The sequence below is a fragment of the Cellvibrionales bacterium genome (assembly GCA_016713115.1).
GTDB lineage: Bacteria > Pseudomonadota > Gammaproteobacteria > Pseudomonadales > UBA7239 > UBA7239.
Window position 1 is genome coordinate 2,203,043 of record JADJPU010000001.1, and the last position, 23,052, is coordinate 2,226,094.

The 23,052-nt window shown below is 49.7% G+C and carries 25 protein-coding genes and 2 pseudogenes; 9 read left to right on the plus strand and 18 right to left on the minus strand.

Translation table 11 applies throughout. The annotated features are described in order from the left end of the window. The first annotated feature begins 10 nt into the window (after window positions 1–10). Window positions 11–985: an HTH-type transcriptional regulator CysB gene (gene cysB, locus IPK30_10860; GenBank protein ID MBK8103743.1), complete on the plus strand. Its 975-nt coding sequence runs from the start codon at window positions 11–13 to the stop codon at window positions 983–985. A 3-nt stretch (window positions 986–988) separates the two neighbouring features. On the opposite strand, the gene sppA is transcribed toward cysB, so the two are convergent. The 4 genes from sppA to arsC are packed head-to-tail and all read right to left on the minus strand — an operon-like array spanning window position 989 to window position 4,120. Then, a complete protein-coding gene (sppA, locus tag IPK30_10865; GenBank protein MBK8103744.1) occupies window positions 989–2,830 on the minus strand; it encodes a signal peptide peptidase SppA in 1,842 nt (613 codons plus the stop codon). After that, a complete protein-coding gene (locus tag IPK30_10870; GenBank protein ID MBK8103745.1) occupies window positions 2,827–3,171 on the minus strand; it encodes a DUF2069 domain-containing protein in 345 nt (114 codons plus the stop codon). Before IPK30_10870 ends, sppA begins: the two co-directional genes overlap by 4 nt. After that, the gene (gene wrbA / locus IPK30_10875; GenBank protein ID MBK8103746.1) at window positions 3,171–3,779 is read right to left on the minus strand and encodes an NAD(P)H:quinone oxidoreductase; all 609 of its coding nucleotides are present in this window, start codon (window positions 3,777–3,779) and stop codon (window positions 3,171–3,173) included. The genes IPK30_10870 and wrbA overlap by 1 nt, the downstream gene beginning before the upstream one ends. Continuing rightward, on the minus strand, window positions 3,776–4,120 hold the full coding sequence (gene arsC, locus IPK30_10880; GenBank protein MBK8103747.1) for an arsenate reductase (glutaredoxin): 345 nt from the start codon (window positions 4,118–4,120) through the stop codon (window positions 3,776–3,778). Before arsC ends, wrbA begins: the two co-directional genes overlap by 4 nt. A 98-nt stretch (window positions 4,121–4,218) precedes the next feature. Between arsC and IPK30_10885 the strand changes: the two genes are divergently transcribed. The 3 genes from IPK30_10885 to IPK30_10895 all read left to right on the plus strand — a co-directional run bounded on the left by IPK30_10885 (window position 4,219) and on the right by IPK30_10895 (window position 5,328). Beyond that, complete coding sequence (locus IPK30_10885; protein MBK8103748.1) at window positions 4,219–4,674, plus strand: TlpA family protein disulfide reductase; 456 nt, start codon at window positions 4,219–4,221, stop codon at window positions 4,672–4,674. Window positions 4,675–4,805: 131 nt separating this feature from the next. Then, window positions 4,806–5,087 carry a BrnT family toxin gene (locus IPK30_10890; GenBank protein ID MBK8103749.1) on the plus strand — a complete coding sequence of 94 codons (282 nt, stop codon included), beginning with the start codon at window positions 4,806–4,808 and terminating at the stop codon, window positions 5,085–5,087. Next, complete coding sequence (locus tag IPK30_10895) at window positions 5,059–5,328, plus strand: BrnA antitoxin family protein (protein MBK8103750.1); 270 nt, start codon at window positions 5,059–5,061, stop codon at window positions 5,326–5,328. Before IPK30_10890 ends, IPK30_10895 begins: the two co-directional genes overlap by 29 nt. 51 nt (window positions 5,329–5,379) lie before the next feature. Here IPK30_10895 and IPK30_10900 read toward each other — a convergent pair whose 3' ends face one another. The 5 genes and pseudogenes from IPK30_10900 to IPK30_10920 all read right to left on the minus strand — a co-directional run bounded on the left by IPK30_10900 (window position 5,380) and on the right by IPK30_10920 (window position 7,543). Further along, on the minus strand, window positions 5,380–5,694 hold the full coding sequence (locus tag IPK30_10900) for a type II toxin-antitoxin system RelE/ParE family toxin (protein MBK8103751.1): 315 nt from the start codon (window positions 5,692–5,694) through the stop codon (window positions 5,380–5,382). Further along, complete coding sequence (locus IPK30_10905; GenBank protein ID MBK8103752.1) at window positions 5,691–5,882, minus strand: hypothetical protein; 192 nt, start codon at window positions 5,880–5,882, stop codon at window positions 5,691–5,693. The genes IPK30_10900 and IPK30_10905 overlap by 4 nt, the downstream gene beginning before the upstream one ends. A 97-nt stretch (window positions 5,883–5,979) precedes the next feature. Continuing rightward, window positions 5,980–6,716, minus strand: a pseudogene (locus IPK30_10910) (ABC transporter ATP-binding protein). Window positions 6,717–6,719: 3 nt separating this feature from the next. Beyond that, window positions 6,720–7,211, minus strand: a complete 492-nt coding sequence (locus IPK30_10915; protein ID MBK8103753.1) for a 2OG-Fe(II) oxygenase — start codon at window positions 7,209–7,211, stop codon at window positions 6,720–6,722. Then, on the minus strand, window positions 7,181–7,543 hold the full coding sequence (locus tag IPK30_10920) for a hypothetical protein (GenBank protein MBK8103754.1): 363 nt from the start codon (window positions 7,541–7,543) through the stop codon (window positions 7,181–7,183). The genes IPK30_10915 and IPK30_10920 overlap by 31 nt, the downstream gene beginning before the upstream one ends. Before the next feature lie 76 nt (window positions 7,544–7,619). Between IPK30_10920 and IPK30_10925 the strand changes: the two genes are divergently transcribed. The 5 genes from IPK30_10925 to rlmKL are packed head-to-tail and all read left to right on the plus strand — an operon-like array spanning window position 7,620 to window position 13,362. Continuing rightward, complete coding sequence (locus IPK30_10925; GenBank protein MBK8103755.1) at window positions 7,620–8,465, plus strand: MoxR family ATPase; 846 nt, start codon at window positions 7,620–7,622, stop codon at window positions 8,463–8,465. Between the two features lie 2 nt (window positions 8,466–8,467). Beyond that, window positions 8,468–9,205 (plus strand): sulfate transporter CysZ, encoded by a 738-nt coding sequence (cysZ, locus tag IPK30_10930; protein ID MBK8103756.1) that lies wholly within the window; start codon window positions 8,468–8,470, stop codon window positions 9,203–9,205. A 32-nt stretch (window positions 9,206–9,237) separates the two neighbouring features. Beyond that, entirely contained in the window at window positions 9,238–10,257 is a 1,020-nt protein-coding gene (locus IPK30_10935) for a quinone-dependent dihydroorotate dehydrogenase (protein ID MBK8103757.1), read from the plus strand. A 52-nt stretch (window positions 10,258–10,309) separates the two neighbouring features. Next, complete coding sequence (locus IPK30_10940) at window positions 10,310–11,143, plus strand: Bro-N domain-containing protein (GenBank protein MBK8103758.1); 834 nt, start codon at window positions 10,310–10,312, stop codon at window positions 11,141–11,143. A gap of 11 nt (window positions 11,144–11,154) precedes the next feature. After that, window positions 11,155–13,362 carry a bifunctional 23S rRNA (guanine(2069)-N(7))-methyltransferase RlmK/23S rRNA (guanine(2445)-N(2))-methyltransferase RlmL gene (rlmKL, locus tag IPK30_10945; protein MBK8103759.1) on the plus strand — a complete coding sequence of 736 codons (2,208 nt, stop codon included), beginning with the start codon at window positions 11,155–11,157 and terminating at the stop codon, window positions 13,360–13,362. On the opposite strand, the gene dusA is transcribed toward rlmKL, so the two are convergent. The 9 genes and pseudogenes from dusA to IPK30_10990 form a co-directional block, all read right to left on the minus strand. Then, window positions 13,345–14,346 carry a tRNA dihydrouridine(20/20a) synthase DusA gene (gene dusA / locus IPK30_10950; protein ID MBK8103760.1) on the minus strand — a complete coding sequence of 334 codons (1,002 nt, stop codon included), beginning with the start codon at window positions 14,344–14,346 and terminating at the stop codon, window positions 13,345–13,347. The genes rlmKL and dusA overlap by 18 nt on opposite strands. 12 nt (window positions 14,347–14,358) lie before the next feature. Further along, window positions 14,359–14,925 (minus strand): DUF2062 domain-containing protein, encoded by a 567-nt coding sequence (locus tag IPK30_10955; protein MBK8103761.1) that lies wholly within the window; start codon window positions 14,923–14,925, stop codon window positions 14,359–14,361. 53 nt (window positions 14,926–14,978) lie between these two features. Beyond that, window positions 14,979–16,574: an ABC transporter ATP-binding protein gene (locus IPK30_10960; protein ID MBK8103762.1), complete on the minus strand. Its 1,596-nt coding sequence runs from the start codon at window positions 16,572–16,574 to the stop codon at window positions 14,979–14,981. 1 nt (window position 16,575) lies between these two features. After that, complete coding sequence (locus IPK30_10965) at window positions 16,576–18,426, minus strand: ABC transporter substrate-binding protein (protein MBK8103763.1); 1,851 nt, start codon at window positions 18,424–18,426, stop codon at window positions 16,576–16,578. Continuing rightward, complete coding sequence (locus IPK30_10970) at window positions 18,426–19,481, minus strand: ABC transporter permease subunit (protein MBK8103764.1); 1,056 nt, start codon at window positions 19,479–19,481, stop codon at window positions 18,426–18,428. Before IPK30_10970 ends, IPK30_10965 begins: the two co-directional genes overlap by 1 nt. Then, a complete protein-coding gene (locus IPK30_10975; protein ID MBK8103765.1) occupies window positions 19,478–20,503 on the minus strand; it encodes an ABC transporter permease subunit in 1,026 nt (341 codons plus the stop codon). Before IPK30_10975 ends, IPK30_10970 begins: the two co-directional genes overlap by 4 nt. Then, complete coding sequence (queF, locus tag IPK30_10980; GenBank protein MBK8103766.1) at window positions 20,500–21,327, minus strand: NADPH-dependent 7-cyano-7-deazaguanine reductase QueF; 828 nt, start codon at window positions 21,325–21,327, stop codon at window positions 20,500–20,502. Before queF ends, IPK30_10975 begins: the two co-directional genes overlap by 4 nt. A gap of 3 nt (window positions 21,328–21,330) precedes the next feature. Beyond that, a pseudogene (locus tag IPK30_10985) lies at window positions 21,331–22,104 on the minus strand (ABC transporter permease). Continuing rightward, window positions 22,101–23,021, minus strand: a complete 921-nt coding sequence (locus tag IPK30_10990) for an ABC transporter ATP-binding protein (protein MBK8103767.1) — start codon at window positions 23,019–23,021, stop codon at window positions 22,101–22,103. Before IPK30_10990 ends, IPK30_10985 begins: the two are co-directional and overlap by 4 nt. Between the last annotated feature and the right edge of the window lie 31 nt (window positions 23,022–23,052).

A 23,052-nucleotide genomic window follows, 5' to 3' on the forward strand; every position in this document is an offset into this window, starting at 1 on the left:
GATTGCCGTTATGAAATTGCAGCAATTGCGTTACATCCTTGAGGTCTCGCGCCAAGGATTGAATATTTCATCTGCGGCAGAGAGTTTGCACACTTCGCAGCCAGGTATCAGCAAACAAATTCGTTTGTTGGAAGACGAATTGGGCGTAGAAATTTTTGCACGCAGCGGAAAACATCTCACGCATGTTACACAGGCCGGTGAAATGATTTTGCAGGAGGCAGAAGAAATTTTGCGTCGCGCCAATAGCCTGCGCCAAATCGCAAGGGAATTTAATGACCCCAGCAGCGGCAGTTTGAGTATCGCCACCACCCACACCCAAGCGCGCTACGCACTGCCGGAAGTGATCAACGGTTTTATTCGGCAATACCCCAATATCGCCATGCATATTCATCAGGGAACGCCGATGCAAATTGCGCAAATGGTGGCAGAAGGGCAGGTGGATATGGCGATAGCTACCGAAGCAATGGAGCAGTTTTCTGAGCTGATTACGCTGCCGTGCTATCGCTGGAACCGCTGCGTATTGGTGCCGAAAAATCATCCGCTGTGTGCGGTAACGCCTTTATCACTGGCGGCAATTGCGCAGTATCCTATCGTTACCTATGTTTCCGGTTTTACTGGGCGCTCCAAACAAGATGCGGCCTTCGCACAAGAAAATTTAACACCGCAAGTAGTGTTCACAGCAACGGATGCTGATGTTATTAAAACCTATGTGCGTTTGGGTTTGGGGATAGGCATCATCGCGCACATGGCGTGGGATGAAGGGGCGGACAGCGATTTAGTGGCGCTGGATGCCAGCCATTTATTTGAGCCCAGTGTGACGCGTTTAGGTATACGGCGCGGTACTTTTATTCGCAGTTATATGTACGATTTTATTGAACGCTTTGCGCCGCATCTCAATAAAAAACAAGTTGTAGAAGCCGCGCAACAAACAACGGCAGAAGAGCGAGCCGCGTTGTTTGTGAATATCGATTTACCCGTGCGCTAAGGCTTAACGCACGAGCGCTTTGCACTCCCAACAGCGCACATAAAGATGGTTGGGATCATTAAATCGTTGCAAAGTATTCAAATTTTGTAGCGCAGGTAAATGCGTTAAAACTTGCGACCATTGCACCAACGGTTTGGGTAACAGCGAAACGCTAAACAATTCTCGCTTGAAAGACTCCCACGGGCTGAGTTCCGGTTCTAGAAAATTGGATTCGTATTGTGTGAGTTTGGCTAAGCGCGCAGCAGCGGCAATCGCATCATCCAATTCACCGATGTGATCGATCAAACCCAATTGATGAGCGCGCCTGCCTGTCCACACACGGCCCTGCGCAATGTTGTTGATGGCTTCTGGCGTGCGCTTTCTGCCTGCGGCAACCACCTGTAAAAAATTGTTGTAGGTAAATTCAACACCCTGTTGCAACACGCGCGCCGCCATGGGGCTGATAGGTCGGTCGATTTGTTGTGCGGCAATATCTGCCAGTGCGTGAGTGCTGTAACCGTCACTGTGTACACCCCAGCGGCTCAGCGTATTTTCTAGCGTAGGTACGATGCCGAAAACACCGATGGAGCCAGTAATGGTGGTGGCGGATGCCCAAATTTCATTGGCGCTGGCAGCAATCCAATAACCGCCCGAGGCTGCCACGCCGCCCATGGAAGCGACCACCGGTTTGCCTGCTGCTTGCGCGGCGGTCAGTTCGTTGCGGATTAACTCGGCGGCAAAGGCGCTGCCGCCAGGACTGTCTATGCGCAACACAATGGCGGCGGTGTTGTCGTCTTCACGCGCGTCGCGAATCAGCGACACCAGTGTTTCTGCGCCGACCGTACCAGCGGGTTGATAGCCTTCCACGATGTCGCCACTGGCTTGAATCACCGCAATATGGCGCGCTTTTTCGAGCAGGCGACTGGGCTCTTTGCGCTCCATGCTCAGTTGGAAATAGGCCGTGGTGTCGATGGTGTTGGGTTCGTCGCTGCCCGCCAAGGTGTTGACCACTTTTTCTGCTTCTTGGCGCGTGGCCAGTGCATCCACCAAACCGTATTGCTGTGCCAGTTTGGCAGCGTTGTTTTGGTTTTGTGCAAGTAGAGTGTCTTGCTGGTTAATAAAGTTGTCTACGCCGCCTGCAGGCAGTTTGCGCCGTTGCTCGATATGGCTGCGATAAAAACTCCACTGCTCATCCATCCACTGCGCTAAGTTTTCACGCGCTTCGGGTGACATGTCGTTGCGCACAAAAGGTTCGACAAAAGATTTGAATTGTCCTACGCGAAAAACATGTACATTGATGGCTAAGGTATCGAGCAAATCTTTCAGATAATTTTGATACGCGCCGAAGCCGTGCAGTTGCACGCTGCCCATGGGGTTGAGATAGATTTTGTCAGCCACGCTGGCGAGGTAGTATTGACCTTGACTGAAATTATCGCCCAGCGCAATCACCGGTTTTTTGCTGTCTTTAAACGCGAGAATTGCCTGCGTTAATGCGTTGAGCTTGCTCAAGTCTGCACCTTCCAGATCATCAGCTTGAATCACGATGCCTTTGATGTGTTTGTCGTGTTGCGCCCAGCGAATGGCGGAAGTCATTTCATGCAACACACTTTCTTCTGCAATTTCTTCATCGGTGGGTTGCATGAGGGAGCTGAAAGAATCGTCATAGCTGCGTTGCTCGACAATCATTCTGCCGGGCTGAACATATAGCAGGGTGTTTTCTTCCAGCACCACTTTGCTGCCGCCGTGCAACAGCCCAGAAGTGACTAAAACCACGAGCATAAGTAGCAAAAGGTTGGCCAATGTGCCGCGCAACCAAGTGAGTGCGCGCCAAGGCCAAATAAAAACGGCAGATAATATTTTTTTCATGAGCGAGTTTTCCAGCGTACAAACAGCAGTGCCGTGGTGAAAAGCGCAAGTACCAGAACAGCCATACCGGTATAGAAAACAGTGTGTGCTTTTTCAAAGGCATGGTCGATAGCCAAGAGAAAGTGAAACAAAATCATAAAACACAACCAAATACCGCTGCGCGCATTTTGTTTGAGCAAGCCGGGCAAAATTAGCAATAGCGGAACTGTTTGTATCAGCAACACAGGTAGAAAAAGCTGCGCGCGTACCAAAGCATGATCAATGACTAAGGCGATGAGTAGTGCGGCATAAAGCGTGAGCGTGATCTGCCAAGCCCGATATGATTTCACTGTGTTTATCATCAAGTTTTGCTCAATGCCAGTGCAATGCTGGCCAAGCGCTTGCCCAAAGCTTGGCACAAAATAATTTCATGTTCGCTCAAGTTTTCATTGCCTTTGCAGGCGAGATGCGACGCGCCGTAAGGTGTGCCGCCGGTTTTGGTGTGATGCAGCGCTTCTTCGGTGTAAGGGATGCCGGTGATTAACATGCCGTGGTGCAACAACGGCAACATCATGCTGAGTAGTGTGGTTTCTTGGCCGCCGTGCATGGAGGAGGTGGAGGTAAACACGGCCGCCGGTTTGCCAACCGATGCACCGGAAGCCCACATACTGGATGTGCCGTCGAGAAAATATTTCAACGCTGCCGCCATATTGCCAAAGCGCGTGGGGCTGCCCATGGCCAGCCCGCTGCAATCGCGCAAATCATCCAGCGTGCAATACACCGCGCCCTCGGCAGGCACGGCGGGTGCCGTGGCTTCGCAATCGGCAGAGACAGCGGGCACGGTGCGAATACGCGCTTCCATGCCGCTGACTTGTTCAATGCCGCGCGCAATTTGTTGTGCCATGGCAGCGGTGGCGCCGTAGCGGCTGTAGTACAAAACCAAGATGTAGGGTTTATGCGATGCGCTCATAAAATCTCCAGCACGTTTTCCGGTGGGCGACCGAGAGCCGCCTGTTTGCCGTGTACCACAATGGGGCGCTCAATCAACTTGGGGTGCTGACACATGGCGGCGATCAAAGCATCGTCTTTCAGGGCGGGGTTATCCAGTTTCAGAGTTTTGTATTCATCTTCCCCTTTGCGCAGCAACTCTCGGGCGGAGATACCCAATTTTTTGAGCAGACCTTTCAGCGTTTTTTCATCCGGCGGTGTTTCGAGATACAGCACCACATCGCAGGCAATATTTCTTTCTTCCAATAGGGCGAGTGTCTGGCGTGATTTGGAGCAGCGTGGGTTGTGGTAGATGGTTGTCATAGTCGTTTCAACTTGGTAAGTTAGTGATGCAGTTCACAAAAATACACTTACAACGGGACTGCTTTAGAGGGGGAATGACCATGTTAATGGATAAACGAATGTCACGCTTTGCTCTGATGGCTGTGGTGGCGCTGCTATTAACAGCTTGCAGTAAAGAGCCGCCACCTGCTGTGCTAACGACGATTGAAGGCAATGTTGTCCAGCCCGAAGATTGGAAAGGCAAGTGGGTTTACATCAACTATTGGGCGGAGTGGTGCAAGCCCTGTGCGGAAGAAATTCCTGAGCTGAACAAGTTTGCTGCAGAGCGCAAAAATGCCTTGGTACTAGGGGTTAACTTTGACAATCCCGAATCCGTTGCCGCGCTACAGCAGATGAGCCGTATGCGCATTGAGTTTGCTGTGGTGACCAATGACAGCGCGCAAGCCGTGTTCCCGCATTCAGTCCCTACCGGCTTGCCTGGCACGATTGTCGTGAGCCCAGAAGGAAAAGTGCTGCGCACACTGCAAGGGCCGCAAACGGAATCCACGCTGTTGCAAGCGCAGACTAGTCAGTAGCTCAACCACCCCCAAATACGCCGCTTTTACAGCATTTGAGCCTTGAATTCGTCGCTCTTGATGAAGGAGGTTACTCATGCTCAAAAATGTTGACTCTTTATTTATTGTGCATACAATAAAGCAGCGAAGTAATGAAGATCACTTATGACTCAGCCAAGAATGCCCTCAATATTCAGCAGCGTGGCCTGAGCTTTGATCGAGTTGCTGAGTTCAGTTTTGAGACGGCGCTCATCACCATTGATACTCGCCGAGACTACAAGGAAATACGCTACAAGGCGCTCGGCAAGCTGAAAGGTCGCGTGCACTGTTTGATCTTCACCGAAACTACCGATGGCATTCGTGTCATCAGCTTCCGCAAAGCCAACAAGCGCGAGGTGCTGTTGTATGAAAAAAATATCTCCATCAACTCCTGATAATGAAAACCCAGAGTGGACGCAGGCGGATATCGACAACGCTATTCCATTCAAACAACTTCCGGCAACACTGCAAACCAAATTACGCGGCCGTCCGAAAGCGGCTGTTACCAAAGAGCGTATTACGATTCGGCTTTCGCCCGATGTGTTGACAACATTTCGTGCAACGGGTGATGGCTGGCAGTCGAAGATTGATACCGCGTTAAAAGACTGGTTGCGAACACACTCGCCAGCAGCTTGATTTGGAGTTTTTTTCTTTGATGCCGTGAATATTACTCTGAGCCCAATTACTTTAACGCGCTTCCCACTGTTGATTATCTGGGTCGGTTAAATCACGGCTGCCGTGGACTACGGTAACAATGACAATTTCCTGTCGTGCTTCAATGAGTTGGTAAATAGCGCGGTATCCCCGATAAACAACTTCACGAATGTCGTTGTGCTCGGCTTCAGGAGCAAGGCGTCCACTGCGAGGGAATGTAGACAAGTTCTCCAGTCGAGTTGTTAATTGTCCAATAAATTGTTGCGCATAAACGGGTGAATCCAATGCGATGTAATCGCGCAACTGTGCAACATCTTTCAGTGCGCGTCTGGACCAGCGTAACTTCATGGTTTCCAGTTGCCACCCAACAGTTCTTTTTTGGCATCTTCGTGCGAAACCGTGCGTCCTTCCTCAATATCTTTTAATCCTTCTTCGATCTTCTGGCGCACATAAACGGTATACATCACATCATCCCATGTGGCCTTTTCTGGCAGGTGATCCGCAATATTGTGAACAATTTGCTGCATGGTTTGCATGAATGGCCTCTCGCTATATCTGGTCATTTTTTGGAAATTCACAGGCGTTCATGATAAGAGACCCTCCATGATTTCCATAGTGGCGCACACCAATTACTCACCCACCCAAATACGCCGCTTTTACAGCAGGATTATTCAGCAGCGCGCTGGCGGCATCGTGCAGAGTGATCTCGCCGTGTTCCATCACATAGCCGCGCTGCGCGAGTGTCAGCGCAAGCTGGGCATTCTGTTCCACCAGCAGCACGCTCACGCCTTCGCGGTTGATGGTTTTAATCACTTCAAAAATCTTTTGCACGAGGATCGGCGCCAGCCCCATGCCCGGTTCGTCGAGCAACAGCAAGCGCGGTTTGCTCATCAGCGCACGGGCGATTGCTACCATTGCTGCTCGCCGCCCGACAGTGTGCCGGCCGCTTGCGTGCGTCGCTCCGCCAAACGCGGGAACAGCGAGTAGGCGTGCTCGATGTCGTGCTGGATGGCGTGTTTATCACTGCGGCTGTACGCGCCCATTTGCAGGTTTTCCAGCACGGTCATTTCAGGGAAGATGCCGCGACCTTCCGGCACCAGCGCCAAGCCCTTGCTGGCCAAGCTGTGCGCCGGTGCGCCTTCGATATTTTCGCCGCTGAACAGAATTTGCCCGCGCGTGGGTTTGAGCAGGCTGGCAATGCTTTTCAGCAGAGTGCTTTTGCCCGCGCCGTTGGCGCCGATGAGAGACACTAGCTCCCCCGGCATAACGTGCAGGGAAACTTGGCGCAGGGCTTGAATCGCACCGTAGCTAACATCAATCGCCTGCACGGCGAGCAGCGCATCCGCGTGAGCGGTGGAATGGGTAGACATCAATCAATCCGTAGTGGGCAGGCCGCCGTCGGGTATCGTTTCGCCGGGAAGCAGCGGCCACAGGGTTTTGTGGCGCGGATGGGTTTCGGCGGCGGGGCGGCCGTTGGTGTAGTAGTACAGCGCCAGCGAGCGGCGCGCGCGATCGGGCGGGCAGGTGAGTGCGTGCGGGTGGCCGTGCCAAGTGTCGCTGCCGGTGCTGAAAATGGCCAAGCGTTTGGCAATAGGCAGGATGCGTTTTTGGCAGGCAGTGAGCTGACGATCCCACAGCTCCAGATGGCCGCCGTATTCCTCCTGCCAATCGTCGTTCAAATACAGCAATAAATTGAGGCGGCGATCGAGCTGATAAATGCGGTGGATGTTGAAATCCGCATGCACGCGCAGCAAACCGCCTTGCAGGGTTTGGTGTGTGCCGCCACCGAGCAGGCGCGGATCCGGCAGCAGGTTTTGAATGCCGGTGAGTTTTTCTAAAAACAGAATAAAAGCCTGCGATTGCATTTCCCACAGCAGATGGCGCACGAAAGGATCAAACAGGCGTTCATTGCGTATGCCCACTTTGTTTTTTGTGCGGGAATGCGCTGCGTGTCTTCATCCACAAACGAGGTGTTGTCGCGCTCTTGCAGTGCAGGGTCTGCGGGTGGAAAACCGGCTTGCAACTGCTGCGAGATGGCATCGCTGACGAAATCATCCACCACAATATGCGGGAAAGGCTGCGCGGCGCGATAGCCTGCGCCGTGGCTTTCAGCAAAGGCCATCAGTGCGTCGTAATCAAAGACATACTCGCCGGATTTGCCGGAAAACTGCGGGTTTATCATGGGTGGGAGGCTCATGATTTGGATTTACCGAATGCCCTGTGATGGGTCGTCATGCTAGCATTCCACCTATCGTAAATTAAGGATTTAGATCATGAAGTTTGAAGGTACAGAACGCTATGTGGCCACCAGTGACTTGCAAATGGCGGTCAACGCGGCGGTCACTTTGCAGCGTCCGCTGCTCATCAAAGGCGAGCCCGGCACGGGCAAAACGCTGTTGGCAGAAGAGGTGGCAGGCGCATTGGGCAAGCGTTTGATTCAGTGGCACATCAAATCCACCACCAAGGCGCAGCAGGGCTTGTATGAATACGATGCCGTTTCACGCCTGCGCGATTCGCAACTTGGCGATGATCGCGTGCATGACATTCGCCACTACATCAAGCGCGGCAAATTGTGGGAAGCCTTTGATGCCGATGAACAAGTGGTATTGCTGATCGACGAGATTGACAAAGCCGATATTGAATTTCCCAATGACTTGCTGGTGGAAATCGACAAAATGGAATTTTTTGTCTATGAAACGGGCGAGACCATCAAAGCCAAGCAGCGTCCTATTGTCGTCATCACCAGCAATAACGAGAAAGAACTGCCGGATGCTTTTTTGCGTCGCTGTTTCTTTCACTTCATCAACTTTCCTGATCGGGAAACGATGACGAAAATTGTCGATGTGCATTTTCCGACTATTCAGCACGATTTGGTAAAAGAAGCGCTGGATGTGTTTTTTGATGTGCGCAAAATCCCTGGTTTGAAGAAAAAACCTTCGACCTCAGAATTGATAGATTGGCTGAAGTTGCTGATGGCTGACAATATCCCCGAAGAAATTCTGAAAAACCGCGATGCCACCAAAGCCATTCCCCCGCTGTACGGCGCGCTGCTAAAAAATGAGCAGGATGTGCACATGCTAGAGCGTTTGGCGTTTATGACGCGGCGTGAAGGGCGTTAAGCGTGACTACGCAATCCAAAGCCAGCAGTTTGGAGTATTTGCGCGAAGGTTTTCGCGTATTTCTGCATCCTGAGTTGCGCGCGTATGCCGTTATTCCACTGCTGATCAATACGCTGATTTTTGGTGGCTTGTTTTGGTGGAGCCTGAATTTAATCGGCGATTTGATCAGCAGTGCTATCAATGCACTGCCAGAATGGTTGGATTGGCTGAGCTGGATTATGTGGCCGCTGGCGGTGATGTTGGTGTTGATTGTCGCGATGTACACTTTCAGCACGATTGCCAACTTATTGGCGGCGCCGTTTAACGGTTTGCTGGCAGAAAAAGCGGAAGCGCTGTTTACAGGCGTTTCACCCAACAGCAAGGAAACGGTGTGGGGTGCTTGCAAGCAACTGCCGCGCATTTTTATGAAGGAATTACACAAGCTCGGCTTTCAGGTGAAATGGTTAATTGCCTTGCTGATTCTTTCACTCATTCCAGGCCTGAATATCATCGCGCCGTTGTGCTGGTTTATTTTTTCTGCTTGGGCGACAGCCTTGGAATACTGTGATTACCCGATGGACAATCACGCCTACAGTTTTTCACAGGTGCGAGAAGCGGCAGGTACGCAGCGCTGGTCCTGTTTTAGTTTCGGTGCGCTCGTGATGTTGGGCAATATGGTGCCACTGCTCAATTTATTCATGATGCCAGCCGCTGTTTGTGGCGCGACCTTGTTGTGGGTTGAGCGTCTAAAAGACGAATAATCTGTTATTTTAATCTCCTTTTTGGAATGCCCATGCTTTATTCCTTGCTGCGCCCATTGTTGTTTGCGTTAGATGCGGAAAAAGCGCACCACCTCACGCTGGAAAGTTTGCGCATTGCTCAAGCTTGCGGTGTACTGGGTCTTTATGCTGGGCAGCCGGTGGCGGATCCCGCGCAAGTGTTTGGCATCACCTTTCCCAACTGCGTGGGTTTGGCGGCCGGCTTGGATAAAAATGCTGATTACATCGACGCACTGGGCGCTCTCGGTTTTGGTTTTGTAGAAGTGGGCACCGTCACGCCGCGTCCGCAGGTGGGCAATCCTCAGCCGCGTTTGTTTCGTGCCGTGGCACAGCGCGGCATCGTCAACCGTATGGGTTTTAATAATCAAGGCGTGGAGTATTTGCTGAAAAATATTCAACGCCGCACTTACCGAGGTGTGCTCGGTGTGAATATCGGAAAAAATGCGACCACGCCGGTAGAAAGTGCACTCGATGATTATCTGGCTTGTCTCAATACTGTTTATGCAGACTGCGATTACATCACTGTGAATTTGTCTTCACCCAACACACCAGGGTTGCGTGATTTGCAATTTGGTGAACCGTTAAAGCGTTTGTTGGAAGGTTTGAAAAATCGTCAGCAACAACTGAGCACTGAATTTGGCAAATACAAACCGCTGTTGGTAAAAATTGCTCCCGATCTTGCCGATGCAGATATTGATGACATCGCGCAGACTTTTTTGCAAATGCAGATAGACGGCGTGATCGCTACCAACACCACGATAGAAAAATCGGCACTGCGCGGCACGGCTTTGGCAGAGGAAGCGGGTGGCTTGAGTGGCGCGCCGGTGTATCAAAAATCTACCGCTGTTTTGCGTCAGTTATCGCAAATACTGGACGGAAAAATTCCTTTGATTGGCGTCGGCGGCATTGAAAATGGCGCGCAGGCGAAAGAAAAACTATCAGCCGGTGCAGCGCTAGTGCAGTTGTATTCCGGCTTGATTTATCGTGGACCTGAGTTGGTGCGTGAGTGTGCAACAGCCGTGGTAGGTAGATAATGAAGGGCGTCATGAGGCGCGACATATCCATAGTTCAAGGAGGAACTGGATCATGAGCAACATCAAGTTATTTCAAAGTCAGGAAATCCGTAGCCATTGGGATGCCGATAAAGAGCAATGGTATTTCAGCGTGATTGATATTATTCAGGCGCTTACTGGCAACGAGCGCCCGCGCAAATACTGGAGTGACCTGAAAAACAAGCTGAAAAAAGAAGGTAGTGAAGTGTCCGATAAAATCGGACAGTTGAAAATGCTAGCCCCAGACGGAAAATCACGCCTCACTGATGTGGCTGACACCGAAGTCCTGTTGCGACTGATCCAGTCCATTCCTTCCCCGCGGGCTGAACCGTTCAAGCTCTGGTTGGCGCAGGTAGGTTATGAGCGCTTGGAAGAAAATGAAGATCCAGAGCTGACCATAGACCGAGCGCTGGAAACTTATCTCGCCAAGGGCTATTCCCGTGAGTGGATCAACCAGCGCCTGCAAAGCATTGAAGTGCGCAAGGAGTTAACGGATGAATGGGAAAAACGCGGCGTAAAAAAAGGACAAGAGTTTGCCATGCTCACAGATGAAATTATCCGCGCATGGAGTGGAATGACAACAAAAGAATACAAACAATTCAAAAGCCTAAAAAAAGAAAGTTTGCGCGATAACATGACCAATCTTGAATTGGTTCTCAATATGTTGGCAGAAGCAACAACATCAGAAATTTCAAAACAGAAATTGCCAGAGAATCTTGATGAAAGTAAAACGGTAGCGCGTCAGGGCGGCTCGGTGGCTGGTAATGCACGCAAGGATATTGAAGCAAGAACCGGAAAAAAGGTCATTACCAGCAAGAACGCTAAGCAACTGGGCAGAATGAAAAATTTAGGGTCGCCAAATAAATGACAAAACTCACCATGAAACCACTGCACTTTATCGCTACTTGCGCGCGTGCGCAGGAGCCACTGCTAGCACAGGAATTAGAAGCGCTGTTTGCACAAGATGTGGTGGCAGGTGATCGCATCGTCAGTTTTTCTGCCAGCCCAGAAGTGATTTATCGCGTACTGCTTGGCACGCGCATTGCTAATCGCGTGTTGTGGCCGGTGTGCACCGTACCAGCGAATGATGGCGATGAAATGTATCAGGCGCTACGCGAATACGATTGGGCAACATTGCTCAAACCGCACAATACATTTTGCATAGATTTTATTGGTGAATCCGAAACTATTCGCAACAGCATGTTCGGCGCCATGCGCGTAAAAGACGCGTTGGTAGATAGCGTGCGCGTTGGCGATGCGCGCCCCAGTGTGGTGAAAGATGCGCCCGATATTCGTTTCAACACCGTTTTACTTTCCAATGAAAAACAAACGGACCGCGTGCAAGTAGCGGTAGATTTAGGCAATGGCAGTTTGCATAAACGCGGTTACCGTCAGCAGGCAGGTGAGGCGCCGCTGAAAGAAACGGTGGCTGCCGGCATGTTGCTGCGCGCGGGTTGGCCAGCGATAGCGCAAGCGGGCGGTGCGCTGTTTGACCCTATGTGTGGCAGCGGTACTTTGTTGATTGAGGCGGCTCTAATGGCGGCCAATATTGCGCCGGGTGTGTATCGCGAGCAGTGGGGCGTTCAACACTGTCCGTGGCACGATGAAGTTTTGTGGAAAAAAATACAGGCTGATGCCAAAAGTCGTCTGCTTAATGTGGGCGCGATTAGCATGCCAAAAATTACCGGCAGCGATATGTTGGTGCAGGTAGTAAAAAAGGCGCGTGAAAATATTGAACGCGCAGGTTTATCGGAATGTATTAGCGTAGACGCAGAGCATTTGGCAGATAGCATGCCACCGCGCGCCAAAACAGGTTTGCTGATTTGCAATCCACCTTACGGTGAGCGTTTGGGTGATGCGGCAGAATTGCCAGCGTTGTACGCCATGCTCGGTGAAAAAATGAGCGCGCTGCACGGCTGGCAAGCGGCAGTACTCACCAGTGAAAAGTCATTGGCGCAGGCAATAGGTTTGCGCAGCCATCGCTCTTACCGTTTTGATAATGGCGCGCTTGCGTGTCGTCTGTATTTGTTTGAATTGAGCGACAGAAACCGTTTCAAGGCGTTTGATGCCTCCGCGCAACACAGCGCCCAAGAAGCGGTGAGTGAGGTAGAGCAGCTTTCAGATGCTGCGCGTATGCTGTGCAATCGCCTGCAAAAAAATGCACAAAAACTGCGACCTTGGTTAAAACAATCGGGTGTGACTTGTTATCGCTTGTACGATGCGGATATGCCGGAATATGCTTTTGCGATAGATGTTTATACACATGCAGAAACAGGTGAATTGCATGTGCATTTGCAAGAGTACGCGCCACCTAAAACCGTGGACGAGTCTGCGGCGGCGCGCAGGCGAGAAGAAACGCGGCTGGCGGTTTCGGCGGCGTTAAAAATTCCCTTGTCGCGTGTGTATGGCAAAAACCGTGAGCGCCAGCGCGGAGAGAAAAAGCAGTACAGCAAACAGGAAGTGGTGGCGGACACGCGTTTCCCCGTACAGGAGAATGGGCATATTTTCCAAATCAACATGCAAAGCTATCTCGACACGGGCTTGTTTCTGGACACGCGCCCTGTGCGGCAATTAGTGGCTGAAAAAGCCAAAGGCAAAGATTTTTTGAATTTGTTTTCTTACACGGCCAGTGCCACGGTGTATGCGGCAAAAGGCGGTGCGCGCAGTTCCTTGTCAATCGATATGTCGGCCACTTACACCGATTGGGCGCGCCATCACTTTGCTAGCAATGACATCAACACTCGCAAGCACCAGTTATTAACAGCAGATTGTTTGCAGTGGTTGGAAGAAGCGGATGAGCAGTTCGATTTTATTTATCTGGATCCACCCACCTTTTCCAATTCCAAGCGCATGCACAACACCTTGGATGTGCAGCGCGATCAAGTGCAATTGATTGGTTACGCTTTGGATTTGCTGTCGGAGAATGGCGAGTTGATTTTTGTTACCAACCACCAGCGCTTCAAGTTGGAGGAGGCGATATTCATTGATCACGGCTGGAGGCCAGAAAATATTACCGCGCAAACGCTGGATGTGGATTTTCAGCGCAGCAAAAAAATTCACCAGTGTTGGTTATTCCGTCGCGCGTGAATGGTGTTTGTCTAGTAGATGGAGTGCATCGTGAATGACGGCAACGGTTGCGCCTTTTTTATGCGCGTTCTCGCTGATGTGACGGCGAAACTGCCGTGAGCCAGCAACATTGTGCCACAAACCTAATAAATGCCGTGTGAGCATGCTGAGTGACACACCTTGCGCGTGTTGTTCTGCACAGTAAGCAGCGTACTGTTGTGTGATACGAATGCGATTGGCAATTTCATGTTGATCATCGAATAACACAGCATCGGCTTCGGCTAAAAAATAAGTGTTGTGCCACGCCGCACGCCCCATCATTGCGCTATCAACATACTGCAAATGATTTTTTGCTTCTGCTAGCGTGGCAATGCCGCCGTTAATTGCAATCGTTAATTCGGGTCGCAGTTCTTTTAAGCGATACACCCAATCGTATTTCAGCGGTGGGATTTCACGGTTTTCTTTGGGACTTAAACCATGAAGCCAAGCGTTGCGCGCGTGTACAATGACGGTGTTGCAAGGACTGTCGGTTGCTGTATCAATAAAGTATAAAAAATCGTCAAAGCTATCTTGTTGATCAATGCCGGTTCTGCATTTGAGCGTAACGGGTACGCTGCCGTCATCTGCCATAGCGCGCAGACAGTCGCGCACTAATATCGGTGTGCTCATTAAACAAGCGCCAAATGCGCCACTTTGCACGCGGTCACTGGGGCAGCCGCAATTCAGATTTAATTCATCGTATTGGTATTGCGCAGCAATGACGCTGCTGTCGCGCAGTTGTGCAGGATCAGCGCCGCCGAGTTGTAGGGCAACAGGGTGTTCAACATTATGGAATGCCAGTAAGTGATCGGTCTTGCCATGCAAGATGGCATGGGTGGTGATCATTTCTGTATAGAGCAGCGTATGTTTAGTGAGTAAGCGCGCCAGATAGCGAAAGTGTTTATCTGTCACATCAATCATTGGAGCAACAGACAATTTTCTTATTGCTGAATTTTTCTTTGGCATGAGAGAAGTTGATTAGCGTTTTCTTATTCGATCTAACTGGCGTTTATTCCAAGTGCGTATCACATGCCAACGCCAGAAAAGTTGCACGGCAAAATATCCAGATATGCCAAATGCTGTGCCGATAATGAAAGAGCCCAGTAGAAGTGGTCGCCATGTATCTTTGATGATACGGAATAAGTTGGTTGCTTCACTGAGCAAGCTGTCATGGCTCCAATCGAAAGAGAGCAAAGCATTGAGATCAAAATTGACAGTATTGGGAATAAAGAAAGAACCAATTTTTAAGGCAGCATAAAGAATGGGTGGAGAAGTTAAAGGGTTGGAAACCCAAACCAAGCCCACGGAGATAGGTAAATTGCCGCGCAGCCAGATGGCAATAATGGCAGCAATTAGCATTTGAAAAGGAAAAAGGATGAAAGCAAAACCAGCAAATAGACCCGCAAAAAATGCGCGTGCAACACTATTGCGGTTTAAGTGCCATAAATTGGGGTCATGGATGCGGTTACCCAATACAGCCAGTTTCCCACTAGACAGCAGTTTTTGCCCCTCGGTGGTGAACCGTTTGAATATTTTTTTTGCCATACCGAATCTAGTCAGAGTACTTCAGTTGTTTCCTCATTATCCCACAACCGTCGCTAGAACAATGCACTAAGCAGCAGTTGGGTGGCGGGATGCTGAGGATTTTCAAAAATCTGCTGTGTGTTGCCGGCCTCCACAATACGGCCTTGCTGCATCACCAGTACGCGATCTGCTATGCGTTGCACCAAATGGAGATCGTGGGTGATAAACAGCAGCGATAGCTGCATATCGCGTTTAAGTTGCAGCAGCAGGGCGATGATTTGTGCCTGCGTGGATACATCCAAGGCTGAGACGGCCTCATCGCAGACGATCAATTTAGGATTGAGGGCGATGGCACGAGCGATACCGATCCGCTGTCGTTGACCACCGGAAAACTCATGGGGAAAGCGGTGCAAGCTGTCAGCTGGCAGCTCCACGCGTTGAAGCAATGTTTGTACCGTTGCGGTGCGGGTCTGCGGGTTGCCGATGCTGTGAATTTCAAGCGGTTCCAGCAGGATGCGTTCAACCGTGTGTCTGGGGTTTAAAGAGTCATTGGTGTCTTGAAAAATAACTTGGCATTGCTGGCGAAAAGCGGTGATTTGCTGGCGATTATTTCTGTCGAGTATTTGTTGTTGAAAAATAATTTCGCCAGAGTCCGCTGGATCTAAAACCAACAGGGCGCGCCCCAGCGTGCTTTTTCCACAGCCGGATTCTCCTACCAATGCCAGTATTTCTTGTTCGTGGATAGAGAAGCTGATGTCATGTAGCACTGGAGTAGCGGGTTTTCGTCGTGTTAACAGTGCTTGCGGTGGCGTAAAGGCTTTGCTGATATTTCTGGCTTCTAACAACACGGTTTTTTGGTTGTTTTTTGTTTCTGAATGAGCCGTTGGCTGCAGTGCAGCAATCAGACTTTGCGTATACGGATGTTGTGGTGATGAAAAAATTGTTTCAGTAGAGGCGATTTCACAGAGCGAACCGTTTTGTAAGACAGCAACGCGTTGGCACCAGTGTTTTACTAAAGCCAAATCGTGTGTGATAAATAACACCGCCATTTGTCGTTGTTGTTGCAGATTTTGTAGTAAAGCCAGAAGTTGGTGTTGCGTGCTGGCATCTAGCGCCGTGCTGGGTTCATCGGCAATCAGTAAGTCGGGTTTTCCTGCTAAAGCCATCGCAATCATAATGCGTTGGCATTGGCCGCCTGAAAGCTGGTGGGGGAAACTTCTTAAACGCAGTTCTGGTTGATCGACTTTTACTTCTTGTAATAGTTGCAATGATTGTTCGCGTATATCGTTTGCGTGCAAAGTGGGTTCATGCAGTTGAAACACTTCTGCCAACTGCTCGCCAATGGTTTGCACGGGATTGAGTGCGGTGATTGGCTCCTGAAAAATCATTGCCACGCGTTTGCCGCGTAAGCTGTGCAATAAATGCAAGTTGTTGTCGATGCGTTCGCCATCAAACAGAATTTTTCCTCGACACATTTTTAGCGCAGGTTTAGGTAACAAGCCCATGATGCTTTGTGCGCAGAGACTTTTGCCTGAGCCGGATTCTCCCACCAAAGCCAGTGTTTCACCTGTTTGAATGGTGAAGGAAACATTGCGTAGCACCGTGCGTTCGCCATCATCGCTGTGAGCCGCAATACTTAGATTTTCAATGGCGAGCAAGGGGATACTCATATCAATGCCGCCATGTGCTGTCGGTAATCGTGACAGGCGTAGAGAGTGGTTTATCCTCGCGTTGTAGCTGGCGAATGCGGTTTTTAGTGGGTAGGTCTATCCAAAATAGCCCAGTTCCCATGGCATCTACGGCGCTGTCGCTGCTGCGCGTAGCGTGGCTAGCTGGCAATTTTATCCATGCCCAATAGGCTTCGCGGAAGTAGGGCACTTTGAAAGTAGGAATCATTGCTGCCGTATCAAAAACCTGTTGTTCAATTTGATGTGCTAATACCGTGCGTTTGTTGCGATCCAATTCTTCGCGGTAGGCATCAATCAGTTTGTCCATCACGGGATCTGCGAAGTTGGTGATGTTGTTGGGCTGCGCTTTGAAAGCGTTATCGGAATGATAAAACTGGCGGTATTCTGGGGATAAACCGCCACCGCTCCAGCCCAGCGAGGCGATTTGATGATTTTTTTCCAAGACTTGTTTGAAAAAAGCGGAGCTGTCCAACAGTTGTAACTGCAAATCAATGCCGGCTTTTCTGGCTTCTTCTTGCAAAATTACTAGGCGATCGGTGTGCAGTGGATTACCGTAACTGAGCGTAAGAGACAGTCGATTTCTATCTTTTAAGCGAATGCCATCTTTGTCTAATGATTTCCAACCGGCGGTTTCCAGCAAAACAATAGCGCGAGGAATATCAAAGCCGCGAGGTTTGATATTTTTGTTGTCGTAATCGCCATAGCCGACATTGTGCGTTTCCATGCGTTGATAATCACCGTGCAAAACGGTGTTGATGACTTTGTCGAAATCCATGGCGTAGGCAATGGCTTCGCGCACTCGAATATCATCGAGTGGTGGTTTGGCCATGTTGAGCCACAAGCCCTGCGCGGGCTGTACTACATCGTTGTAATACCACAGTTTTTGTACATAGCCTTTATCAAAAATATCGCCTTTCGCTTTGTTGTGCCAAAAGTCAGGTAGTGTGAGTGCGAAGCTGTCCAGCTCGCCTTTTTGAAAATACTGCCAAGCAATGTTGGGGTCGCGAATGACTTTGACGATGATGTGATCAGGATTGAAGCGGTGTTTGTAGTAGCGTTTATTGTTCGCCCACCAGTCGTTGATGCGATCAAAGCGCACAAATTTTCCTTTGCGCACTTCGCCAATTTTATAGGCAGCAGTTCCCGGTTCTGGCAGCCAGTTGTAGTGACGCACCCAATTTTTATCCAGTGTATGAAAGTGGCGCGGCACGGGATTGACATTGACTTGTTCGAGTAATTCATCGTCTGGTTTCGCAACACCAGACACCATAGCAATGGTGTAGGTATCAAATTTGATGACATTGGTAATTTGGGTGGTGAAGTATTCGTTTTGAAACGGTGCGACGATAAATTTCGAACGCATAAATTCCAGCAAATATACGAAATCGTCGGCAGTGACCGGTTTGCCGTCAGACCAACGCGCGTCGGGATCCAATTTGAAATACATTGTTTTGTGATCGCTGCCAAACGCCCAGTGTGTGGCGAGTGCAGGAATTGGGCGGCGGGTATCAGGGTGTATGTCCACCAAATTCATGTTTAGCGCACGCGTGTAACCAGCAAAACTGCCATTGGAATCGGGGCCAACGACACGCAGTGTGAGTGGAAAACTCAACATGGATTCACGCAGTGTGCCGCCGCGTTGTGCAGCGGGGTCGGCAAACTCTGGGTCGCTGTCATTGGTTTGCCACACCAAATCATTGGGCAATGCTGTGGTGGATGCTGGATAAGGTGTAAGTGTTCGTTCAATAGCTGTTGCGCTAGATACTTCTTTCTTATCGCAGCCAATAAGAAATAAACAGATACACAGTGGCAATAGCAAAAAACGGCGCAACATTATTCGTACACCGTGTGTTGTTTGGGGTCGAAGGCTTCACGCAAGGCTTCACCTATCCAAGTCACCATAATCAACACCGCCACCATGGCGATAGTGACAGAGCCAACGATCCATTCGCTGTCTAGTCGCGACATGCCTTCGCGCAATAACACGCCCCAACTGGGTGTGGGCGGCGGTAAGCCGAAGCCGAGATAATCCAACGCAGTTAAGGCCGTGATGCCGCCTGTAATCGAAAACGGAGCAAAAGTAATTAACAGTGCGCGTGTGTTGGGCAATAAATGTTGCGTGATGATGCGCCAATCCGATGCGCCCAGTGCGCGCGCTGCCAATACATAATTGCGTGCTTTTTCTTTGTAACTGCTGGTACGCATATACCAAGTGATAGCAGTCCAATCAAAAAACGCCATGATCAACAGCAGCGTCCAAAAACCGGGCAGTATCAATGAGGCGAGAATCATAATCACATACAGCGTGGGAATAGACGACCAAATTTCGATCACGCGCTGCATGATCAAATCAAACTTGCCGCCATAAAAACCCATCGCAATACCGATGATGGTGCCAACGGTGTAATTGCACAGCAACAACAAAATGCTAAAAGCGATGGAAAAACGAAAGCCGTACAGCAAACGCGCGGCGATATCGCGACCAGCGCCATCGGTTCCCAAAAAATGTTGATAACTGAGTGATGGCGGTAGCGGTGGGTATAAACCCTCAACGGCGTGAGACTCCAGCGGGTTCCAAGGAATTATCGGCATTAACACCCAGTTGTCCGTGTCTGCTGTTTTGCGAAATTGTTGTTGTAAATCGCGGTAGTTGGTTTCGTGTGGGTAATCCAAGCCAAAGCTTGTGCCAGGTAAAAAAGCGCCGTAGGTCGGGAAAAAGTAGTGGCCTTGGTAATGCACAATCAAGGCGCGGTTGTTTGCGATCAATTCAGCAACACAGCTCAAAGCGATTAACACAACTAACAACAGCGCAGACCAGTAGCCGCGTTTCTGCGTGCGAAAACGCTGCCATTGTTTTTTGGTTTGTGGGTGCAGTGTGAACACGCTTATTCAAACCTCACGCGCGGGTCAATGGCTGCAACGCAGAGATCAGAGAGGATATTGCCGATCAAAAATAGTACGGAAGATATAACCAACAATCCCATTACCACGGGGTAGTCGCGCTCCACTAAAGATTCATAGCCGAGCAAACCCATGCCGTCGATATTGAAGATGGTTTCTACTAAAAAAGAGCCAGACAAAATAATTGAGATGCCGTGGCCGAATGATGTGGCGAGTGGAATTAAGCTATTACGCAGTGCATGACGAAACACGGCTTGACGAAACGAGAGCCCTTTAGCTACCGCTGTGCGCACATAATCACTGGCGAGATTTTCCAGCAAGCTGTTTTTCATCAGCATGGTCATCACAGCGAAACTGCCGACCAAATAGGTGGTCAACGGCAGTACCGCGTGCATAGCAATGTCGCGGATTTGTTCCACCCAAGACAAATCAGCAATGTCATCGCTAGCAAAGCCACCCAAAGGAAAAATTTCCCAATGCGAAGCAAAAACAGTGATCAAAATAATGCCGAGTACATAATTGGGGATCGCAAAACCTAAAAAAATGAGAGCAGCACTGAGATGATCAAAACGCGAATTGTGACGCAGAGCCTTAGCAATACCGAGGGGAATGCACACGGCATAAGTGATCAATAAAGAAAGCCCGCCGTAAAATAATGAGAGTGGCATGCGCGAAACAATCGTATCCCACACGGGTTCGCCGTAGCGGGTGGAATAACCAAGATCGAGTTGTAGCACGCGCCATAACCATTCTGCGTAACTGATGAGCAGTGGCTTATCAAAGCCATAGTAGGTTTTTAATTCCGCAAGTTGTTCTTCATCTAACGAGCCGCTGCTGTTGGCGCGGTCGCGCACAATATGTGCGCCTTCACCGCCGGCAAATTGCGCATCGGTCATCATTTTTTCTATTGGCCCGCCAGGGACAAAGCGGGTGAGGGTGAAAACAATCAGCGTGATGCCGAGTAATGTCGGAATAGTCAGCAATAAACGGCGCAGCAGATACGCAATCATTGCCGCCACTGCCTTGCGCGTGTGGGCTTTAGTTCAGCGTGGCTGGCGCGAAAGGGGTTGATGTCGAGGCCGCCGCGTCGCGTGAATCTGCCTTCAACGCTGAGTTTTTCTGGCGAGCAGTGTGTCCAAATATTGCAAAAAATACGCTCGACACACTGCTCGTGAAAACCTTGATGTAAACGGAATGAACATAAGTAGCGCAGCAGGTTTTCTTCGTTAATTGCTGCGCCGCAATAAGCAATACGCACGCTCGCCCAATCCGGTTGGCCGGTAACGGGGCAGTTGCTGCGCAGTAAATGGCTGATTAGGACTTGTTCCGTTGTTTTGCTTGTATCACAAGTGAGTAACGCAGAAGTAATTTCGTAGTGATTGATGGAAATATTGGCGTTATCAATACAGCGATCAGTCCACGGTTGGATTTGCAAACGGCTATCGCCTTGTGCTGCACAAAAAACCACTTGAACATTGCCGCCGACGATACTCGCCACATCGGCGGAAATTTTTTCGATCAATTCATTCGTATTTTCTAGGGCGGTTTGATTAAAACTGTTCAGATACAGCTTCAGCGATTTCGATTCAACGATATTTGCTGTCTGTGCACTGTAGTCGAGCAGAATGCAGCCGGCTTGCGGTTTGCCTTGTTGGTCTAGCCACGAAATTTCATAGCCAGTCCAGCTGTCTTCGCCAATAAAAGGCAGCGGTTTTTTGGCTGGCCAAAAATCGCGTGCAGCTTGTCGCGGCACAGCAACGAGTAAGCTCGGATCGTAATGATCGCTGTAGGTTGTGTGCTTGCCCAGAGGCAGCTGACTGTAATCCACAGTCATGCCTTAGCTCCGCAAGCCTTTGCTGCTGTTGAGCAAACGCAGGGCAACAACGCATGCGATACAGGAGAATAGAGCGATCATGCCGAGCGATGCAGAAACATTGACATCCGAAATGCCGAGCATGCCGTAGCGAAATGCATTCACCATGTAGAGAATTGGGTTGAGTTGCGATAAAGCCTTCCAAAATGGCGGCAGTAAATCAATGGAATAAAACACACCGCCAAGATATGTCAGTGGTGTTAAAACAAAAGTAGGGATGATAGAAATGTCATCAAAGTTTTTGGCGAAGATGGCATTGAGCAAACCTAAGAGTGAGAACAAAACGGAAGTGAGTAACACGGTGCTGATCATGATGAGTTAATGTTGTACATGCAGTTTGCTAAAAAATAACGACAGTATGGTGACAACAATACCTACGCAGATGCCGCGTGCCACGCCGCCTGCCACATAACCGGCAAGTATTGCCCAATTGGGAACGGGCGCTACCAGCAACTCCTCAATGCTGTGTTGAAACTTGTTGCTGAAAAAAGAGGAGACCACATTGCTATAGGAATTGGTTAGCACCGACATCATCACCAAGCCAGGTACCACAAACTGAATATAACTATAGCCTTGCATTTCGCCGATACGGCTGCCGATCAGCGTGCCAAAAATGACAAAATACAAACCTGTGGTGATGGCGGGAGGCAAAAGGGTTTGCATCCAAATACGGAGAAAACGGCGTATTTCTTTGGTTAAGATGGTGCTGAAGGCGATCCAAGTTTCTTGCGAATTCATGCGGCGTTCTCGTTCAATAATTTAACAAACAGCTCTTCGAGGCGATTGGCTTTGTTGCGCATACTGGCCACTTGAATATTTCTTTCACTGAGTTGTGCAAAGAGAGCGTTGATATCGGTGCCGCGCTTGACTTCCACTTCCAGGGAATGCGAATCCGTTTGCTTGATGGCGAAGCCTTGAATTTCCGGTAGGAAGTGCATGGCATCCTTTAGATCTAGCACAAAGGTTTCTTGGTCCAATTTTTGAATAAGGCTTTTCATTGTGGTGTTTTCAATGATATTGCCTTTGTTAATGATGGCGATATTGCGGCAGAGGTTTTCCGCTTCTTCCAAGTAATGTGTGGTGAGGATGATAGAGGTGCCGTTCTTGTTGATTTCGCGTAAGAAATCCCACATCGAGCGGCGCAGCTCGATGTCTACACCAGCGGTGGGTTCATCCAGAATCAGTAATTTTGGTTCGTGAATCAGTGCGCGAGCAATCATCAAGCGCCGTTTCATACCGCCGGATAACATGCGTGCAATGGAATCGCGTTTATCCCACAAATCCAGTTTTTTCATGTAGAAATCGGCGCGTTCTTTAGCGAGGTTAACGGGCATACCGTAGTAACCACCTTGTGTCCGAATGATGTCACCGACTTTTTCAAATTGACTGAAATTAAATTCTTGCGGCACAACGCCTAAGCATTTTCTGGCTTGCGGGAAATGTGTGTCGATGTTGTTGTTAAAAATACTTACGGTGCCGGAGGTTTTTCTAACCAGTGAACACAGAATACCGATTAGCGTGGATTTTCCTGCGCCGTTGGGACCGAGCAGGGCAAAAAAATCGCCTTCGTTGACGGTTAGGTCAATGCCTTTGAGTGCAGAGAATCCGTTGTCGTAGGTTTTGCGTAAATTTTGAATGGAGACAGCGTTGGTCATCGTGAATCTGCGCGTTTTAGGAAAGGTGGCA

Coding starts and splice junctions, on each gene's coding strand:
- cysB (MBK8103743.1), top strand. CDS start 11: ATGAAATTGCAGCAATTGCGTTACATCCTTGAGGTCTCGCGCCAAGGA.
- sppA (MBK8103744.1), bottom strand. CDS start 2,830: ATGAAAAAAATATTATCTGCCGTTTTTATTTGGCCTTGGCGCGCACTC.
- IPK30_10870 (MBK8103745.1), bottom strand. CDS start 3,171: ATGATAAACACAGTGAAATCATATCGGGCTTGGCAGATCACGCTCACG.
- wrbA (MBK8103746.1), bottom strand. CDS start 3,779: ATGAGCGCATCGCATAAACCCTACATCTTGGTTTTGTACTACAGCCGC.
- arsC (MBK8103747.1), bottom strand. CDS start 4,120: ATGACAACCATCTACCACAACCCACGCTGCTCCAAATCACGCCAGACA.
- IPK30_10885 (MBK8103748.1), top strand. CDS start 4,219: ATGTCACGCTTTGCTCTGATGGCTGTGGTGGCGCTGCTATTAACAGCT.
- IPK30_10890 (MBK8103749.1), top strand. CDS start 4,806: ATGAAGATCACTTATGACTCAGCCAAGAATGCCCTCAATATTCAGCAG.
- IPK30_10895 (MBK8103750.1), top strand. CDS start 5,059: ATGAAAAAAATATCTCCATCAACTCCTGATAATGAAAACCCAGAGTGG.
- IPK30_10900 (MBK8103751.1), bottom strand. CDS start 5,694: ATGAAGTTACGCTGGTCCAGACGCGCACTGAAAGATGTTGCACAGTTG.
- IPK30_10905 (MBK8103752.1), bottom strand. CDS start 5,882: ATGCAAACCATGCAGCAAATTGTTCACAATATTGCGGATCACCTGCCA.
- IPK30_10915 (MBK8103753.1), bottom strand. CDS start 7,211: ATGCAATCGCAGGCTTTTATTCTGTTTTTAGAAAAACTCACCGGCATT.
- IPK30_10920 (MBK8103754.1), bottom strand. CDS start 7,543: ATGAGCCTCCCACCCATGATAAACCCGCAGTTTTCCGGCAAATCCGGC.
- IPK30_10925 (MBK8103755.1), top strand. CDS start 7,620: ATGAAGTTTGAAGGTACAGAACGCTATGTGGCCACCAGTGACTTGCAA.
- IPK30_10935 (MBK8103757.1), top strand. CDS start 9,238: ATGCTTTATTCCTTGCTGCGCCCATTGTTGTTTGCGTTAGATGCGGAA.
- IPK30_10940 (MBK8103758.1), top strand. CDS start 10,310: ATGAGCAACATCAAGTTATTTCAAAGTCAGGAAATCCGTAGCCATTGG.
- rlmKL (MBK8103759.1), top strand. CDS start 11,155: ATGAAACCACTGCACTTTATCGCTACTTGCGCGCGTGCGCAGGAGCCA.
- dusA (MBK8103760.1), bottom strand. CDS start 14,346: ATGCCAAAGAAAAATTCAGCAATAAGAAAATTGTCTGTTGCTCCAATG.
- IPK30_10955 (MBK8103761.1), bottom strand. CDS start 14,925: ATGGCAAAAAAAATATTCAAACGGTTCACCACCGAGGGGCAAAAACTG.
- IPK30_10960 (MBK8103762.1), bottom strand. CDS start 16,574: ATGAGTATCCCCTTGCTCGCCATTGAAAATCTAAGTATTGCGGCTCAC.
- IPK30_10965 (MBK8103763.1), bottom strand. CDS start 18,426: ATGTTGCGCCGTTTTTTGCTATTGCCACTGTGTATCTGTTTATTTCTT.
- IPK30_10975 (MBK8103765.1), bottom strand. CDS start 20,503: ATGATTGCGTATCTGCTGCGCCGTTTATTGCTGACTATTCCGACATTA.
- queF (MBK8103766.1), bottom strand. CDS start 21,327: ATGACTGTGGATTACAGTCAGCTGCCTCTGGGCAAGCACACAACCTAC.
- IPK30_10990 (MBK8103767.1), bottom strand. CDS start 23,021: ATGACCAACGCTGTCTCCATTCAAAATTTACGCAAAACCTACGACAAC.